At 26.5% G+C, this 19,183-nt stretch carries 9 protein-coding genes; all 9 read left to right on the top strand.

From position 1 onward, the window contains the following. The first annotated feature begins 221 nt into the window (after positions 1-221). The 9 genes from EXC36_RS03915 (at position 222) to EXC36_RS03875 (ending at position 19,160) form a co-directional block, all read left to right on the top strand. A complete protein-coding gene (locus EXC36_RS03915; RefSeq protein WP_010925582.1) occupies positions 222-2,306 on the top strand; it encodes an ATP-dependent DNA helicase in 2,085 nt (694 codons plus the stop codon). A 23-nt stretch (positions 2,307-2,329) separates the two neighbouring features. Next, the gene (pth, locus tag EXC36_RS03910; RefSeq protein ID WP_010925581.1) at positions 2,330-2,890 is read left to right on the top strand and encodes an aminoacyl-tRNA hydrolase; all 561 of its coding nucleotides are present in this window, start codon (positions 2,330-2,332) and stop codon (positions 2,888-2,890) included. Positions 2,891-2,893: 3 nt separating this feature from the next. Next, positions 2,894-3,754, top strand: a complete 861-nt coding sequence (gene tilS, locus EXC36_RS03905; RefSeq protein WP_010925580.1) for a tRNA lysidine(34) synthetase TilS — start codon at positions 2,894-2,896, stop codon at positions 3,752-3,754. Positions 3,755-3,913: 159 nt separating this feature from the next. Then, on the top strand, positions 3,914-6,091 hold the full coding sequence (gene ftsH, locus EXC36_RS03900) for an ATP-dependent zinc metalloprotease FtsH (RefSeq protein WP_129690519.1): 2,178 nt from the start codon (positions 3,914-3,916) through the stop codon (positions 6,089-6,091). Between the two features lie 235 nt (positions 6,092-6,326). Continuing rightward, on the top strand, positions 6,327-6,827 hold the full coding sequence (gene msrA, locus EXC36_RS03895; RefSeq protein WP_041364267.1) for a peptide-methionine (S)-S-oxide reductase MsrA: 501 nt from the start codon (positions 6,327-6,329) through the stop codon (positions 6,825-6,827). Between the two features lie 119 nt (positions 6,828-6,946). Beyond that, a complete protein-coding gene (locus EXC36_RS04055; RefSeq protein ID WP_223212149.1) occupies positions 6,947-8,485 on the top strand; it encodes an MFS transporter in 1,539 nt (512 codons plus the stop codon). 21 nt (positions 8,486-8,506) lie between these two features. Then, a complete protein-coding gene (locus EXC36_RS03885) occupies positions 8,507-10,312 on the top strand; it encodes a choline/carnitine O-acyltransferase (protein WP_129690517.1) in 1,806 nt (601 codons plus the stop codon). Between the two features lie 179 nt (positions 10,313-10,491). After that, complete coding sequence (locus tag EXC36_RS03880; protein ID WP_165152534.1) at positions 10,492-18,255, top strand: ABC transporter permease; 7,764 nt, start codon at positions 10,492-10,494, stop codon at positions 18,253-18,255. After that, entirely contained in the window at positions 18,255-19,160 is a 906-nt protein-coding gene (locus EXC36_RS03875) for an ABC transporter ATP-binding protein (protein ID WP_129690513.1), read from the top strand. The genes EXC36_RS03880 and EXC36_RS03875 overlap by 1 nt, the downstream gene beginning before the upstream one ends. Positions 19,161-19,183 lie beyond the last annotated feature (23 nt).

The raw sequence follows: 19,183 nt of genomic DNA, 5'->3' as shown, positions 1-19,183 counted from the left end.
AGTTTTAAAGTATAGTTAAAAAAGATAAAAATAATTTTTTAGTTGATAAATTAGTGAAATTCAGATAGATTTATCCACAAAAAATACTTGGTTTTATTGAGCTTTTAAGTACTTATCAACAAAAAATATAAACAAATTATTAACATAGTTTACTTTTGGATAAGTTTTTTAAAATTGAGAAAATAACAACAAAAAAACTTTTATTTGTAATAATTTAAAAAATGAAAATTACTTTAAAGGCTATTAAGAAAATTTGATCTAGCGCTGACCAGAGTGCTTCATTGTTTATTTTTTCAGATAAAGAGCAAAAATATCGGGTTTTTATTAAAGGCTTTAATGTTGAAGAAGGTTTAAAATACAATCTTGAAATAAAGCCTTCTAATACTTATGAAAATTCCTATGTTTGTGAGTCATTAGAATTTTTAGATATTATTAAAAAAGATGAAATTATTGATTTTTTACACACTAAAATCAAAGGCGTAACTAAAAAAGAAGCTGAAAAAATTTTTGAGGACTATCCCATTGACACTTTAGATTCAATTTTAAAAGATCCTTCAAAATTAAGGATAAAAGATAAGAAAAAGGAAGAGTTTTTAGCTGATTTAAAACTAAAAATTGATGGACTTGAATATAAAAAATATGGAATTTATAATTTATTTGAAAAAATAAAAAAATTAGAAACAAAAGAGCCAGAAAGCCAAAAGTTAAAAAACTTTTATGAAAATCCATATTCAATTTTATCTGAAGATGATTTTGACTTTAACGAAATTGACACTTACTTTCTAAAAATTCTAAAAAAACCAGTAGATGATCTAGAGAGATTAAGAAGCATAATTCTTAATTGTTTTAAAGAGTTATATTCAACAAATTCAACAAAATTTGCCATTCAAGATATATATAAACAATCATGTAAAAAAATAGCTTTTAAAAAAAGTGATTTTACATTTTTTTTAAATGATTTAATTAAACAAAGAAAAATTATTTTATTAAAAGATAAGCAATTTTTAGCTGAGGCTAAAATGTATGATAAAGAATTTTTTATTGTTGAAAAACTAAAGAGATTATCAAAAAAAAGATACTCATTTAATTTTAATTTTGAAGATAAAGAATTAAGTAAAGAACAAAAAGAAGCTGCAACTTTATGTTTAAAAAATTCTGTTTCAATTTTAACTGGATATCCAGGAAGTGGAAAAACAAAAACCCTAAAATCAATATTAGAATCAATTATTAGTGATGAAAACAAAAAAGTTAAAAAAAGCAACATTGCAATCATGGCCCCCACAGGAAAAGCAGCACTTCAAATTTTTGAAAAAACAGGTTTTGAAGCAAAGACAATTCACAGTTTTTTGAAACTAAAACCTAAGGCTACTGAAGTATCTTTTTTTGATGTAGATTTTGATCACATAGAGATTTTAGTCATTGATGAATTTTCAATGGTTACAGTAGATTTATTCTTTTTGATTTTATCAACTCTTAGTTCAATTAAAAAAATTATAATAGTTGGAGATCATAGGCAACTTCCTGCCATAGGAGCTGGAAATTTACTTGAGGATTTGTTGGAATTACAAAATATATCAGTTAATAGATTAAGTCAAATTTTTAGAAATAAAACTAAAGATATTTCTGAAAATTTTTTAAATGTCCAAAAGAAAATTCCATTTGAAAACAATAGTGAAAATGTTAATTTTATAGAAGCTAATGATACAAATTTTTTTGATAAAATTTCTAAATTATATTTTGAAGATTTATCAAATTATGATGTTTTAGAAAAAACGATTTTAATTCCTTTTAATAAATTTGAAACAGGGGCTCATAAGACAAATTTACATATTCAAAAAAAGCTTTTTAAAAAAAATGATCTTAAGAATTTTGCAATAGGTGACAAAGTTATGCAAATAGAAAACAACTATGAAAAAGGTGTTTATAATGGTGAAATTGGAATCATTGAAAAATTTGTAGAAAAAGTTAAAGACAAAGACAAAGAAGTTTATATAAATTTTGGAGATAAAAAAATTAACTATTCTTTAGAAGAATTAAATAAAAATATATCACTTGCATATGCTACAACTGTTCATAAATTTCAAGGATCTGAATCAAAAATAGTTATCTTTGTTATATTTCCAATTTTGATGAATTTTTTAACAAGAAAGATGATTTATACAGCATTTTCAAGAGCAGTTGATAAACTATATATAATAGGATCTAAAAGTGCATTAAATGAAGTGATAATGTTTTCAAAAGATAAAAAGATTTTGACAAACATAAGTGATTTTATTAAACAAAGCAACAATGAAAATATTAATTAAATTTTTAACTTAAAGGAGATGTTATGAAACTAATTGTAGGTCTAGGAAATCCTGGTGATGAATATGATAAAACAAGACATAATTTAGGTTTTATGGTTATTGATAAAATAGCTGAAAAATTAAATGTTAAGTTAGATAAAGAAAAGTTTAATGGAATCTTTTATAAAGGTGAAAATTACATAATTTCTAAGCCACTAACATATATGAATAACTCAGGAAATTTTGTCTATGATATAAAAAATTTTTTTGATATTGAAATTGATAACATTATCATAATTTATGATGAAATTGATTTAAAAGTTGGTCAAGCTTCTATTAAAATAAAAGGCTCAGCAAATGGCCAAAGAGGAATGCAAAGTATCATCGAAAAACTTAAAACAGAAAACATAAAAAGAATTAAAATTGGAGTCTCTCGTCCATTATATGAACCAGTAAGTTCATACATATTAAAAAAGATTCCTGAAAATGAAAAAGAAACTTTTGAAAAAGTAATTGATGAATTAGCAGATAAATTATTAACTTACATTTTTAATGACTTTAAAACTTTTATAAATGTTTCAAAATTAAAAAATTCTAAAAAGTAATTTATGAAATTAATTGCAGTAAGTGGTGGGCCTGATTCGATGCTTTTACTTGATGTTTTTAAACATCATGATATTGTAGTGGCTCATGTAAATTACAACAAAAGAAACAGCTCAAAAAGAGATCAAAAAATAGTTGAAGATTACTGTTTCAAAAATAATATAAAACTTGAAATTTTGAATTTAACTGATTATGAAGTTAAAGGAAATTTTCATGATTGAGCAAGAAAAAAAAGATTTGATTTTTTTAAATTGGTATATGAAAAATATAACTGTGATGAGATATTATTGGCTCATCACAAAGATGATTTTGTTGAGACTTTTTTAATTCAAAAAAATCAAAAAAGAAAACCACTTTATTGATCAATTAAAAGCAAAAATTTTAATTTCGGCATGAATATTAATAGACCTTTTATTCATAAATATTGAAAAAATCAAATACTGAAAATTTTAGATAATAAGCAAATATTTTTTGGTCAAGACGAAACAAACAAAGAGAATATTTATTTGAGAAATAAAATTAGAAACAACTTGCTTAACAAAGAATTTTTAAAAAGATTGATATATATAAAAATTCTTTTTCTGAATTTTTTTAAACTTAGAAAAATAAAAAAAATTGAGCAAGATTTTAATAAATGAAAAGAGCAAAATTTTGATAAACAGAATTTTTTAAAATCAAAATTTCAAGAAAATCTCATCACTATTTTTATCTCTGAAAAAACAAACAACTCAATAAATTTATCAAGAGGAAAAATTCAGCAAATAATTAAATTTATCAATTCAGAAAAAAATGAAAAAAAATTCATTTTAAATAAAGAGTTCTATCTAGTTAAGGCTAAAAAAATAATAAAGGTATTAAAAAAATAATTTGTTATAATATTAACAAAAAATGCTTTAAAGTATTTAAAGAGTTACGCTTCAATATAATTGTTTAAATTATGTTTTAAATGATTTTGATAACATAGAATTTATTTAGTATTGGTTTGTAAAATTAAAATTATTTCTGCGATCAAATAGAAAACTAGGATGGATAAAATGAAAAAACCTAAAATTAATTGATTATTAATTGTTATTGTTGGGATTATTGCAGCTCTATTAATAACAGTTCTTGTTTTACTTTTTAGTCCAAAAACTCAACCAAAAAGTTTTGACTATTTATTAAAACACTTTGAAGAAGCTGCCAAAAGCACAACAGATGATATCTATTTCGAAACTATTAAGATCAACTCCTTAGATAATACCATTGGCGTAATTTTTAGAAATGGAGCTATGAGGGAAGAATATTTCGTTGCTGCCTCGGCTGCTCAAGCAAATTTCTTGACTTCAGGAAACGTTGAAGTTCGTGAAATATTACAATTAGCAAATGTTCAAGCATATATTCAAAGTATTAAACCTCTTAATGGCACAATTTCATGATTTACATTTATGAATAAATTCCTAGCACAGCACCCTGGCTATGATGCATCTAAAGCTGGGCTTTTTGGACAACACATTGTTCAAGAAAATGGATTTATTACATTTATAAAAGCCATTTGATTCCCTGCGCTTATTGCAATTATTATTTTCCTTGGTTACAAAGCACAAAGTAGAGCAGCTTCAGGAGGAATTTTTAATCCTGGAAAAAACCAAGCTGTTATTGTTAAAACAGATAAAAAATTTACTGATATAGCTGGAAATAAAGAACCAATTGAAGAGGTTCAAGAGTTAGTTGATTATTTAAAAAATCCTAAAAAATATGCAGCTGCAGGAGCGAGATTTCCTAAAGGAATTCTGCTAGGAGGTCCTCCAGGAACTGGTAAAACTCTTTTAGCAAAAGCTACAGCTGGAGAAGCAAATGTTCCATTCTTTTTCATATCAGCTTCATCATTTGTTGAACTTTATGTTGGACTGGGGGCCAAAAGAGTTAGAGAAATGTTTAAAGAAGCTAGAAAATTAGCTCCAGCAATAATTTTTATTGATGAACTTGATGCTGTTGGACGTTCTAGAGGAAGTGGAATTGGTGGAGGAAATGATGAAAGAGAACAAACTCTTAACCAAATCCTTGTCGAAATGGACGGTATAAATGAAAATGCTGGTATTTTGATTATGGGGGCTACCAATAGAACTGATGTTTTAGACCCTGCTCTTTTAAGACCTGGAAGATTCGATAGAATCATCACAGTTGGTCTTCCTGACATTAAAGAAAGAGAAGAAATTTTAAAACTTCACTCAAAAGGAAAAAGACTTTCTAAAGAAATTAAATTTGACAAAATTGCTAAAAGAACTCCTGGTTATTCAGGGGCTCAACTTGAAAATGTTATTAATGAAGCTTCACTTCTTTCTGTAAGAGAAAAAACTGATGTAATTATTTCAACTCAAATTGATGAGGCTATCGATAGAGTTATGGCAGGACCTGCTAAAAAATCTAGAGTTATCTCTCAAGAAGAATTAAAAGCTGTTGCCTACCACGAGGCAGGACATGCCGTTGTTGGTTTAAAAGTTAAAGGTGGAAATAAAGTTCAAAAAATCACTATTATTCCTAGAGGTAATGCAGGAGGATATAACTTGATGACTCCTGAAGAAGAAAAATACAATGCAAGTAAAAAAGAGCTTCTAGCAACAATAGCCTCATACATGGGTGGTCGAGCAGCTGAGATGATTATTTATGGAAAAGAAAATATCTCAACTGGAGCAAGTGATGATATTTCAAGGGCAACAAAAATTGCTAGAAAAATGGTTACTGAGTGAGGAATGTCAGCGCTAGGGCCAATTAAATATGAAGAAGATACAGAAAATCCATTTTTAGGAAGAGATTATTCTAAGGGTACTTTTGGAAGTAAAATGGCTCATGAAATTGATCTTGAAATTAGAAAAATAATTAGTGCTTCTGAAGAAATTGCTATTAAAGCAATTGAACAAAACTTAGAATTATTAGAATTAATTAAAGATTCACTTCTTGAAAATGAAACAATTGTTGCCGAAGAAATTGAATACATTGAAAAAAATATGAAACTTCCACCAAATAACGAGAAAATAAAACCTGATGGTGAAAGTAAAAAAGTTAATATTGAAGATTTAATTAATCAAGTAAATGAAAGTCAAGAAAAAGATAAACAAAAAAACGCTCAAATTAAAGAAGATTTATCCAAAATGGATAAAAAGGACAATTTAACTAAGGCAAAAGACAAAGGTGAAGAAGAAACTTTAGCTGAAAAAGCTGAATAATAAATCATTAAAAATAAGTCTTTTTTTAAATTTTTAAATAAGTGCAACTCATAAGAAAAGTTGCACTTATTTTTATTTTTTTGTCTTATTGGTTAAAGCTAGTAATTTCAAATTATCAAGCTAAAAAAATATTAAAAATAAAGCAAGTAAAATTTAAAAAAATAATTTAGCTTTTTGCTCGTGTGCTATTATTTATAAGTATTTGCTATTTGTGATTTTTTATGAAGGAGAAAACATGCAAAAAGAAATTTTTATAGCTGGAGGATGCTTTTGAGGAGTAGAAAGATACTTTCAAAAAGTTAAAGGTGTTTTAGATACAAAAGCTTGCTATATAAATGGTGGATTTGAAGGAGTTAAATACAAAGAAGTTTGCGAAGGATCTTCACATGTTGAAGCTGTAAGAGTTATTTATGACAATTCAAAAATTACTGAAGAAGATCTTTGAAAATTATATTTAAGAATAATCAATCCTTACTCACTAAACAAACAAGGTAACGATAGAGGAGTTCAATATCGCATTGGGCTTTATAGTTATGACAAAGACTTGCTAAAGAAATTTAGTGACTTAAATGAAGCTTTTATGAAAAGTGAAGGAAAGAAAAACTATATTGAAATTCAAAAAGTTGAAGATGTAACTTTAGCTGAGGAATATCACCAAAATTACTTACTTAAAAATGTAAATGGATATTGCCATATTAACTTAGATGATATTCCAGAAGAGTATCAAAAACAATAAGACTGTGAAAAAAACAATCACGTTTTAAGGTCAAACACTAAAGTTTGACCTTTTTTATGCCTTCAAATATCAAGCTAAAAAGAGAGATTTATAATTTTACTTGCAAGAAAGAAGTAACTATGAAACAAAAAATTGTTTATAACGCAAAAGAAGACTACTATGAATTAAGTCTTTGGCAAAAGTGGATTGCCATTTTCATAACTGCTTTAGGTGGAGGAACTATTTATTTGGTTCCTTATCTACTTTATAGTTTTAAATCACAAATGATTACTGTAAGTCAATCAAACGAACAAAGTGTTCAGCTACTTTTAACAGTGTATGGAATTTTTTCTTTATTTCTATACATACCAGGGGGCTGATTAGCAGATAGAGTACCTGCTAAGACACTATTTTCTTTTTCAATGCTTAGCACTGGAGTTGTAACTATTTGATATTCTTTAATTGCCTTTAGAGGAATTGTAGATTATGCACAATTAGTTATAATTCACATTTTATTTTCTTTTACAACGGTTTTAACTTTTTGATCAGCTTTTATTAAAAGTATTAAAATGCTTGGAAGTCCTAAAGAGCAAGCTTCACTATATGCAAAAGCTGAAACAACAAGATATGCACTTCAACTTATAGCAAACTATATTTCAATAGGTTTAGCTGCCATTGTTATTGTTGTAAGTCCTTTTGTAATTTTTGATTCAAAAGGTGCAATTTTACCAAATGCAAATGCTGGAGAAATTTCATCTTCATCATCAAGTATTTTCTTTAGTATTGGTTTTTATGGACTAATTTATATATTAACTGGTGTTTTATCACTGTTTTTCTTACCTGGAAAACTATGAGATAAAAATGTTATTAAAAAAGAAGATGGAAGCTATAGTTTTTACTCAGTTTTACACGAAAAATGATATGAAATAAAAAATGAATTCGAATTAAAAAAATTCAAACAACAACAACTTAAAGAATTCTTTATAAAAGTCAAAGATGACACAATCAAAACTCTAAAATCTCCAGGGGTTTGACTTACTGCCATGATGATTTTCTTTGTCATGAATCAATATACAGTTTATGGTAGTTTTGGTACAACAATTTTACAATCTCTAGGAGCGGGTGAATATACAGCAACTGCTCTTTCACCTGTTTATATTTATGGTATACCAATTATAGGTGCCACTGCAGCTGGATACTTAACTAAAAGATATACTAAATTAACTTCAAAATCATTAATTTGAATTTCTCTTTTTACAATTGGCTCAGCAGCTTTATTATTAATAATTTTCTTCGTTGCAGCAACTAATGATCCTTCTAAAAATGTTTTTAGCCCAACTATTTTATGAATAAGCTTTGTTTTAGTTATGTTAAACATGTTTTTCATTGGAGCTAGTCGATCAATTTATTGATCAACAACAACTGAATTAAAAATAAATCCTAAAATTTTAGGTCTAGCAATAGGATTTATCTCAATCATAGGTTTTTCAAAAGATGTTTGAGCAGGTATTTTCTTAGCTAAAATAGCAGAAAATGAATCTCTAAGCTCAGCAACTTACTCACATAAAGCACTAATTTATTGAGGAATTTTTGCCTTGATAAATTCAGTTGGTGCCCTTGGAATAGCCTATGTAATGTATTTAAAAGTTAGATCTAAAAAACCACTAAAAGATAATTAACATTGATGAAAAGAACTTACAATGAAAAAACCTAATTTAAACTCAAAAATTCAAAGAAAAATTGAGAGTAATTCATTACTTTTTGAAAGTGCTCATAATTACTTTAAAAATAGTGCTAATATAGAAACTTTACCTATTGAAAAATCAGAGGATTTTCTCGAGAGATTTTTAGAATGGACTAAGCCATTAATTTCAAAAGATGACTATCAAAAAGCACTTGAAGAAGTGAAAAATTATTTAAGCTCAAATGAGCGCCAAAAAATTGAAACAATTATTAAACAAAGATCACAAAACCCTGACAATAGTTGACTTGCAGATTGATGATTAAAATATGTTTATTTAACAACTCGTCTACCTATGACTCCAGAGGTTAATGCCCCTTATTATATTGAATTTAAAAATCAAAATTTAACTCAAAGTCAAAGTGCATCTATTATTGCCCTTGAACTTGGAAAAATATATCAAAAAGTTAAAAATGGAGAGCTAGATTTTCTTGAAATAAAAAACAAAAAAATTTCTCTAGATCAATTAAAAACGCTTTTTTCTTCAATGAGATTACGCTCTGAAAATTTAGATAAATATTATGTAAATAACAAATTTTTTAATCACATAATAGTGATGAAAAATAATGTATTTTATAAAGTAAATATTTTTAAAAACAAAAAATTAGTAGATCTTTCTAGTTTGAATAAAACCTTCAATTCAATTATAGAAAACGAAAATAAAAATAAATATAATTCAAACTTTTTAACAGCTGCAATTGATGCTAAAAAATCAGAGGAACTTTTTGATGAATTTGCCTCAAAATATCCTGAACAAGCTCTTGATATTTTAAATAGTCTTTTTATCATAAATTTAGATGATGTTAGTCCTCAATCAGCTTTGGAAAATTTAAAAAATTCAACTTTAACTTCTGATTTTAATCGTTGACACGGAAAAGGCTTACAAGTAATAATTAGCAAAAATTCTAAAGTTGTTTTTCTTTCAGATCATGCAAGTGTAGATGGAGCTAGTATAGCAAGCATAGTAAACATTATAGGAACAAGATTTGAAGAAAATATAAAATTTGAAAAAAATGCCAAACCTGCAGAATTTGAAACTTTTAAAAATGATATTGATCAGGACAAAATAGCTGTATTTAAGCAAATAAAAGATGAATTTTTAAGCTATGTTAACAAAACTTTATTTTTTGAACATGTAATTAAAAAATTCAATAAAGATGAAGTTAAAAAAAGAGGAGTTAAATCCTCAGAGGCTTTAATTCAACTTTTTTATCAAATTGCTCAATATCAAAGTAACGAGCAAGTAAAAAACACTTATATAGCAGTTGATATGAGAGGCTTTTTTAGAGGAAGAACTGAGTGCATTAGACCAGTTAGTGGTGTTTCATTAGAATATGTAAAAAAATTTGCACAAAATCCTGAACAAGCACTTAAAGAATTTGAAAATTACTTTCCTCAAATTGAAAAAGAACACTATCAAAGAACACTTTTAACAAAGCAAGGAAAAGGAATTAATAGGCACATGCTTGGAATATATCTTGCTTGATATGAAAATCAAGATGAAATTAAAAAACCTGCTTTGTTGGAAACTAAAGCTTGAAAAGCTGCCTCTCAAAACATATTATCAACTTCAAGTATTGTTGATAAATATCTAAAAAACTTTTCATTTAATCCCGTTGAAAATGATGGTATTGGCATAGCTTATGCAATGGATAGTGATAACTTTAGAATGATCACAAGTGTCTTTGAAGACAACAAAAAATATCTAGAAAAATGAACAAAAAACTTTCTAAATATTGTTAATTTATTTTTAGAAAAAATTTAAAAAAATTACTTTTTATAATTTCCAAATGTCAAAGTACATTTGGTTTTTTAATTTAAAAAATCAAAATTTTATTAATGATTTTTTAAAAAAATAACTCCATTTAAAAATAGATAAATTCAATTTTTTGCCATCAATTCTTAAAAATGGTAAAATTACTTACATTTTGTAAGAGAAGATTTATGTTCAAAATATTAAAAGAAGTTTTTAAATCACTTGCCCATAATAAGGTAACTGTAATTGGATTGAGTATTTTGGTGTTTTTAACATCAGGAATTTTTACTTTACTTTTTGATGTTAAAAATTCATATCAACGTCAATTTGACTCATATAGTAAAATTTCTAAAAATCATGATTTAACTGTTGATCTTGATTTAAAAACTAATGGAAAAATTCCTTCTTCTGGAATTTATAACAAAGCCATTGAAGAGTACAAATTATCCAATCCAAATCAAGAAAAAAAGAAGATTTTAGACTTTAGCTCTAATTATATTTTAGCCTCAAAATACTTAGAACAAAATGATCCAAATTTAAATTCTCTTTATATCAAAGCATCATATCTTGAAAACTTATATAACAACACTGTTGTTGATTCAAGAATAGCCATTGATAAAAATAAAAATTCAATTACATTTTTATCTGATCAAACACACATACCTTTATATGAATTAAAATCAAATGGAGATTTTGTTCAAAAACAAGTTGAAAATGTCATTAAAAAAGATACAAAATTTACCTTTGATAGTCCCTTTTTTTTAAGAGAAATAGCTGAGATAAAAAACAAAGCAAATGACAATGATTTTTTAGCTAGTATTGGTGGAATATATTTAAATTTAAAAACCAAACAAGCCACTGTTAGTTTACTTAAATCTATTGAGTGAAGAAATAGAAAAGAGCTTTATGTTTTAAGTTCTGATCAAGTTGCAAAGATACTAGGATTTTCAAAAAATAATGTTAGTGGTTTTTATGAATATGATAAATCAATTCAAGTTGATCAATCATTGCCTACAATAGCTAGTGAAGATGTTGAAAATAAAAAAACAAATATAAATTGAGGAACAAAAGTTTATGGTTCTTTTTCATTTCCTTTTGTTAGTGACACTGAGGAAATTAAACAAAATTCTAACAAACACTTTAATCCTCAAAAAGGATATGAAGTTGCTTTGGATTCTGAGATCATTAAAACATATCAAAATGAAGTTTTTTTCAAACGTCATAAATACACACTAAACTATCCACATCCTGATTGAAACGGAACTACAAAAGAGGCTATTGAACAAATATTAGCTGATGCTGAAAAATCTAAAAAATTTAAGTCTTTTTCATATTGAGAAAAAAGACAAGTTATCAAAATTAATGGAAAAAATCACTCTGAATTTGAAGAGGTTATTAATACATTAGAGCTTATTAAAGATCTAAAAAAAGTTAATCCTAGCACTCAAGATTTAGCTATCTATACAATAAAATCAATTGAAAACTTTAGTGATGAACAAATAAGAGAGTCTAACTTTTTATATAACTTATCTAACAAAAGAATTGAAAATCAAAGAACAAATGAAATCATTGATCTTTCAAATAGCATCACCAAACAAAATGTAATAGATAAAGTTAGTGAACTAGCAGGAAAAGAATCATTAGGACTAAGACAGACAATTTCAATTGACTCAGTTAGTGAACAAAGTGAGCGTCAAACTTTTCATTTTGTCAACACAGGTGATAAAGATAATGTAATAAATGGTATTAAACAAAATGTTGGTAGACTTTATGATGAACATTTTAATCCATCTAAATTAAATACATTAGAGAGTAATGACACAAACTTTTTTAGAAGTGAGGAAATCCCTTCTTCTGAATCAGGAAAAATAACTACAAAAATTTTAGATAACTTTCATGTTGATAAAAACTTTTTAATAGTTGATCTTCTTTATAAAGACATTAGCTATGTTGATCTTAATGGAAGTTATAGAACTAGCAATCAAAAAATTGTCTTAATAAAAAATGTTAATGAGGAGAAAAAATTTAGTGAGGGAATTGTAAAAATAGATAACAGCTATTACCACACTATTTTAGATAACAATAAATTTATTTTAGACATTAAAAAACCTCTTACTAAAGATGAACTTGATTTATTTTTTATTGAAAAAAATAAGACAATTTCATCTACAAAAGTTGGTGATACATGAGCTAGACCACTTGATAGTAATAAATCTAAAATTGCACTTCCTTTTATTTTTAGAGCACCTAGATCAGATGTTATAAAAGAAATTAATAATCAAGGAACTTTTGAACTATTTTTAGATAGTATTTATGAGGCATTTAGAAAATCAGATTTAGTTACTAGAGGTTTTATATCAAAGGCTAATTTAGATAAGATGTATGGTCCTTTTAAAAGAGCTTTATATAATAATAAATTCCATTCAGTTTTATCATCTGGATCAATTAATTCAAACATTTATTTCAAGATGTTTTTCGATTGAATTAGTGAGATAAATAAAGAAAACGGAAACACATTTTTTAATGATGTAATCTTGGATTTTACAAAAGAGCTTAAAAGACAAATAAAAGAAGGTGGAGCAACAACTCAACAACAAAAAGATTTTATTGTTCGTGAGTTTAAAAAATTTGACAAAATTTTTGGAAGTCTTAGCACTACAGGAAAACTTTTTAGCGCACTATTTTTAAATCTAGAAGTCTATGATATTTTTACCTACATAAAAGACCCTGTTAAATTCATTGAAGGTTTTGAAGAGATCATTAAATCAATAGATTTTACAAAAGCTACTTCTGAAATTGGTTTATGATATGAACAAAACTGACAAAAACATGATCAAAACAATAAATATATTTTGCTTTCAGAAATTGATGTTTTACTTTCAATTTTAGATAGTGCCGACCAAAATAAAGTAAGACTAGGAATGGGCAAAATTGTCTCAGAAATAGACTTTAATAAATTTTTAAATCCAGAAGAACAAGATTCAATATATTCAAGATTTAAAAAAATACATGGTGAAAATCAAGATGTTAAAAACTTTTTTAATAAATTAGATGGATCAAAAGAAGGTCAAGAAAAATATTCAAATGTTTCAAAAGGATTAGTTGAGTTAATTTCGTTTTTAGACATTAAATCATTTGTTGCAAGACTAAAACAAAATAGTGAATTTAAGTTATTACCAAAAATTCCAAACAACCCTAAAGAATACAAAACAAATTCTATTAGTTCTAAAAATTTATGAGCTTCATTTTTAGATTCAATTTTTCATGGTCAAAGTGATGAAAATGGTGTTAATTTAGGTATTAACAATGATGCTAAAATAAAAAGCATTTTAGTTGAAATGTTTAACATCTCTGATGCAGGTGAGTTCTTAAAAATTTCTGACAAACCTCTTTACATTCCAAGTTTTAAAGATGATAAAAAAGTTGGATTAGGTGATCTTTCTGTACTACAAAGTCTTCCTCAACTTTTTGCATCTCAAGTAGATAAATCTAAAGAAGTTTTTACACAACTTGAAATATTGAATCAACTTGATCAAATTAAAAATTCACTATTACAAAATAGAAACTTAAGTGAATCACAAGTTGAACTTTTAAAAAAATATCTACCATTAGAACAAGACTTTAATTTTGAAGATAAAAATAATGTAATTGAACACATTGATGCAAATTATCTTTTAACAAATCAATTTAGATTTAATAGCACAAACTCATCACTTGTTAATTTTTCTACTATTGCAAAAAGGCTTTTAGATGCTCCTTCAAATCATGAGGCATACAACCTTGCATCAAAACAACTTAAAGACTCACTTGGAAGTGTTTATGAAGAGTTTGAACTTTCTTCTTCAGGTCTAAAACATCCTGATTATAAATTAGGTAAAAAAGCCATTAGTCTTTTAGCCCTTTTTATTAGACTAAGAAAAGAATCATTAAGTATTGAAAATTATCAAAATGACTATAAAAAGATTTTTGATTTTATAAATACTAAATCAGATGATGAAAATGCTTTTGTTAATGTAGTAAATTCAAAAACTTTGTACAAAGATGTTGATGACAATTTTGATATAGCTGGTTTTGGAATTTCTAAAGGACTAGCTTCAACTTCAAGACTAGCAAATGAATTATTTGAAAAAGAAGCAGAAAATTACAAAAATAAAGAAATTCAAAAATTTCTAGATTCACTAACTAATGAAGCTAGAAAATTAATTGAAGAAAATAAAGAATATTTTATTCAAATAGCTGCAATTTTACTTTCATTTAAAGAGTATCATCCAACACTTTTAAATATTTTTGAATATGAAGATATTCATAGAAATAATTTCTTTAAATACTCTATTACAAATCCAGTTTTTGAAAATAAAATTGCACTTAATGAGTTGAACAAGCAAGCTAGTGCTGCAATAAATCAATCAAAAATTATTTATTCATTAGGTCTTTCTTATGCATTAGTTGATCCAATGTTAAACATTTTGCTTCCTCAAGTTGCTCTATGATTTACCTCAAGTTTAAACACTCCAGAAAATTCACAAAACAAAGACAATAAATCAAATCTTGCTTATTTGATTACTAACAAAGTTGTTAATCTAGGTAAGATGAATTTTGAACAAATCCAAAATTTTGTTTCTGTGTTTTTGGGAAATAGTAATGAAGGTGTTTTTAACAACTTTGAAAATGATGCCAAAAGTAATTTGTTTGTTGATTTAGATTATTTAGAGCTTATTGGAATTAATGAAAATTCAAGGAAAAAAAATGATGAACAAGAGCTTGTTTTTGGAATTAATTTCAAAAAAACTATTTATGAATTTATTGATGCAGTAACATATCCTCATACTCTAGATAATGTTGTTGTTTTTAATGATGTTGCTTCATATTTAGTAAAAGTAAATCAAGCTTATCTTGTTAAAAATAATAAAACAATTTACACTGGTGAAATACCAACTAATAACAAATTATTTAATGAATTTTTATTAAAAAATAAAGATGAAAGTTGAATGTTAAATGTTAATGGTTCTCAATTTATTATTGTAGGAACCGATACAACTAGTGATTATTTATATCCAGTTGTTGATGAAAATAATTTACAAGTTAACACTTCTCAACAAGCCATAGTTTATGTAAACCAAAAAGGATTTGAAAGAGTAAAAACTTTTTCTGAATCACCTAATATAAAAGAATACATTTTAGTTAAAGCAGAGCCAAAAAAAGAAAGGCTTTTAGCTGATCAAATTGAATCATATATTAGTCAACAAACTGATCAATCAGTTGGTATTAAAAAAACTTACTTAAATAATGAAATTGATCCAATTAATCCAGAAAGATCTATTAGAGTTGCAACTCCAAGGTTGATCATATCTTCTGTTTCAAATTTCAACTTTTATATTATTATCATCCTAATAACTCTTGTTGCTATTTCAATTATTTTTATTGTTCATAGATACATTAAAAATAAATCACTTGTTATTGGAATTTTAATTTTTCAAGGATATTCACCTCTTCAAATATCACTATCCATGACAGTCTTTGCAATGTTTACGGCTGTTTTTGGTGGAGTCTTTGGTTATGTTGTTGGAAACAATCTCCAAGGCTTATTGATGAATGTCTTTTCTAATTTTTGAACCCTCGAAAGACACACAGAAAAATTTAGTATTGTCTCACTTATGGTTGCTGTGTTTTTACCCTTTTTAGGAATGTCGATTTTGATTATTTTGACTTCATTATGAATACTTAGAAAAAAACCAATTGATCTAATGTCTGGTATTACAGCAATAAAGGTTGGATCATTTTCAAGAAGAATAAATAGACTTTTTTCAAAAAGAAATGTAAAGACAAAATTTTCAGCTTCACTTTTAGTTAACTCCTTTTTCAAATTACTCTCTTTAGCTTTTGCAATTACCATCACATCAACAATCATCATGTTTGGTATTAGTATTAATAAAGTCTTTAGTAAATCAATTGACTCTACCTACAAAAATAGACACTATAGTTTTAAATTAAACTTAGCAACTCCTACTCTTGAAGGAGGACCTTTAACTAAATTAAACTATGATGAAATTAAAAACTCATTGTATGTTCCTCTTGGAACTCCTGGAGAGGCAAACTTAGTTGATGGAACATACTTTAAACCTGGATGGTCAAATGCTATAAATGGTGATAGAAGCCAAAAAAATAATGGAGATCCAAAAGATTATTTACCTCACGTTTTTAGTGCATTTTCAATGAATATCATAGTTGAAGGTGCGATTAGATTTAACCTTTGAGATCTTATTTATAATTCACTGCCCGACACACAAAAATTCAGGGTTGATAAAATAGTTTCTGAAATGGGAAAACTTCTAGAACAAACTCAATTTGATGAAACTTCACCATATAAATTAATTCAAAATCCAGAAAATGGTAATTTCTATTATGGATCAGTAAGTGATCCTAAAAACTACTTTAAATACTTTGATGATTTACAAGGTGTAAGAGGATTTTTCTATATGAGATGAAATGCTATAGAAAACACTTATAATCATGAACCCATTACTACATCAAGGGATATTTTTGCAGATGATTATTATGGAGATTTTCCAAATCAAAAAAACATTAGTCTAAGAAATGTTTATCGTCAATTTTTAGTAAGAGCCTACACTAAATTACACCAATCAGAAAACCATAGAATTGCAAAAGAGCTTGAAGAAAAAGGAACTCAAAGTTTTCCAAGAGAAGATTATTTCTTATCACTTGGAGGAGTTGTCTTTGATCAAAGATTTGATGAGACTTATTCATATGCAAGTGCTAACTTTGAAGGCACAACAAGATCATTAAATATTTATGGATACAAAAGTGATTCAAAATTCATAAAAATCATTGATGAAAATGATGTTGATTTAATGCAAGAAATTGCTAAGTTTGAAACTAAAACAATTGATGGTAAAAAAGTTTATCCAGTTGTTGTTAACACTGTAAGTTCTAAAAAATACAAACTAGGTATTGGTTCAACTTTTGGAGTTTCAATATTAAACAAAGCAACTCGTTATTCACATCAAATTAAACAAGAAAACTTTGACAATAATGTAATTTTTGAAGTTGTTGGAATTAACCCAACTTTTATCAATGAAGAATTTATTACAAGCCAAGAAATTGTTAATGAAATTACTGATTTAAACAAAATTGCTCTAAGAGAAAATCAAGAAATTTTTAATGGAATTTTAACCTCAAGAGACAAACCAGCACAGCTAATAGGATCATCATCAATTTACTCAGCTAGTGGTTATTGACCTGCAATAACAAACTTTGAATTTAAAGGTAATGAAAGCGCAATTTATGATGCTATTTTTGATGAAAGTGGACCTTTAAGAAGTGTAAGTGGATTAAACCTTTCAGAGCAACAAATTTTAAGGTGATTAAACTCAAATGCAAGCTCATTAGATGAGTTAAAAAATAATGAATCTCAAAGAGATGCTGCTCTTCAAAAATATGCTCAAGTTTATGGAAGTTTATATGCAAGTGTTTCAAGCTCAATTGACTCAAAAGATGTTGAATCAGGATTTGTTACAAACATATCTTCGGCTGTTAATAATTTAACTGTTGCTATCTTAATTATTTCCTTAATTATTTCAGTTATTATTTTGGTAATTATTTCAGTAATATTAATTGCTGAAAATGAAAAAAACATAGCTATCTTTGCAATCTTGGGTTACAATAACAAAGAAAGATTAATTCTATTTTTCTCAATTTTTGTTCCATTTATTATCTTTGCTATTTTGCTTTCATCGGTGTTTGTTTTAGCTATTATTTTCACGTTCAATTTCTTCTTAATAAACGCAGCTTCCATAGCCCTTCCGCTTTCTTTAAAATTCTGACATATGTTAGTTACTTTCCTAGCTGTTGCAGCAATCATTTCTGTTACATCTATTTTTTCATGAATTGGAATAAACAAAATCAAACCTATTATGTTGTTGAAAGGTAAATAATGAATAAAAAAGATGAAAAAGCCAAGATTAAAGAAAAAACTATTACCTTTGATTCAATAGAGGCTATGAACACTTCTTTAATTGAAATTGGACAAAGCCCACAAGCTGATTGAAAGACTTTGAAAATTATCAATAGAGCCAATAACAAAAAGAGAAAAGCTGATGCAAGAAAAAAATTTAAAAACTTAACCGGTAACATAATTGATGTAGTTAATGTCTCAAAAATTTATACCTCTGGTAATTTAGTTACTTCAGTTTTAAAAGGAGTTAACTTTCATATCAAAAAAGGTGAATTTGTTATTCTTTATGGAAAAAGTGGTTCTGGAAAAAGTACACTTTTAAACCTTATCTCCGGACTTGATAGACCTACTAAAGGGGATGTAGTTGTTAACGATGTTAACTTACCTTATCTTTCAAATAATGAGCTGACAAAATTTAGAAGATTAAATGTTAGTTTTATTTTTCAAAGTTATAACTTGCTTGAAAATATAACAGGTTTTGATAATGTAGAAACAGGTGATTATCTTCAAAAAGATAAATCAAAGAAAATGGATATTCACAAGCTTTTTGAAATCTTTGATCTTGAAGATGTTAAATACAAATTCCCAGCTCAAATGTCTGGAGGTCAAAAACAAAGAATATCTATTTTAAGAGCTCTAACAAAAAACACTGATTTGATTTTTGCCGATGAGCCAACAGGTGCTTTAGATGAAAAAACAACTTTAATAGTTCTTGATATTTTACAAAAAATAAATCAGCAAACCGGAACAACAATAATTATGGTTTCTCACAACCCATTTATGGCACCTATTGCTCACAAAGTTATTAGATTAAAAGAAGGTCTTATTGAAAGAGTTGAAATTAATAAAAAGCCTCTAAGCCCTCATGAAATAAAATGATCATAGCTAGTCTATGATTTTTTTATTTA

Source organism: Mycoplasmopsis pulmonis, from assembly GCF_900660575.1.
Classification (GTDB): domain Bacteria; phylum Bacillota_I; class Bacilli_A; order Mycoplasmatales; family Metamycoplasmataceae; genus Mycoplasmopsis_B; species Mycoplasmopsis_B pulmonis.
This window is presented reverse-complemented; position numbering and strand designations above follow the sequence as displayed.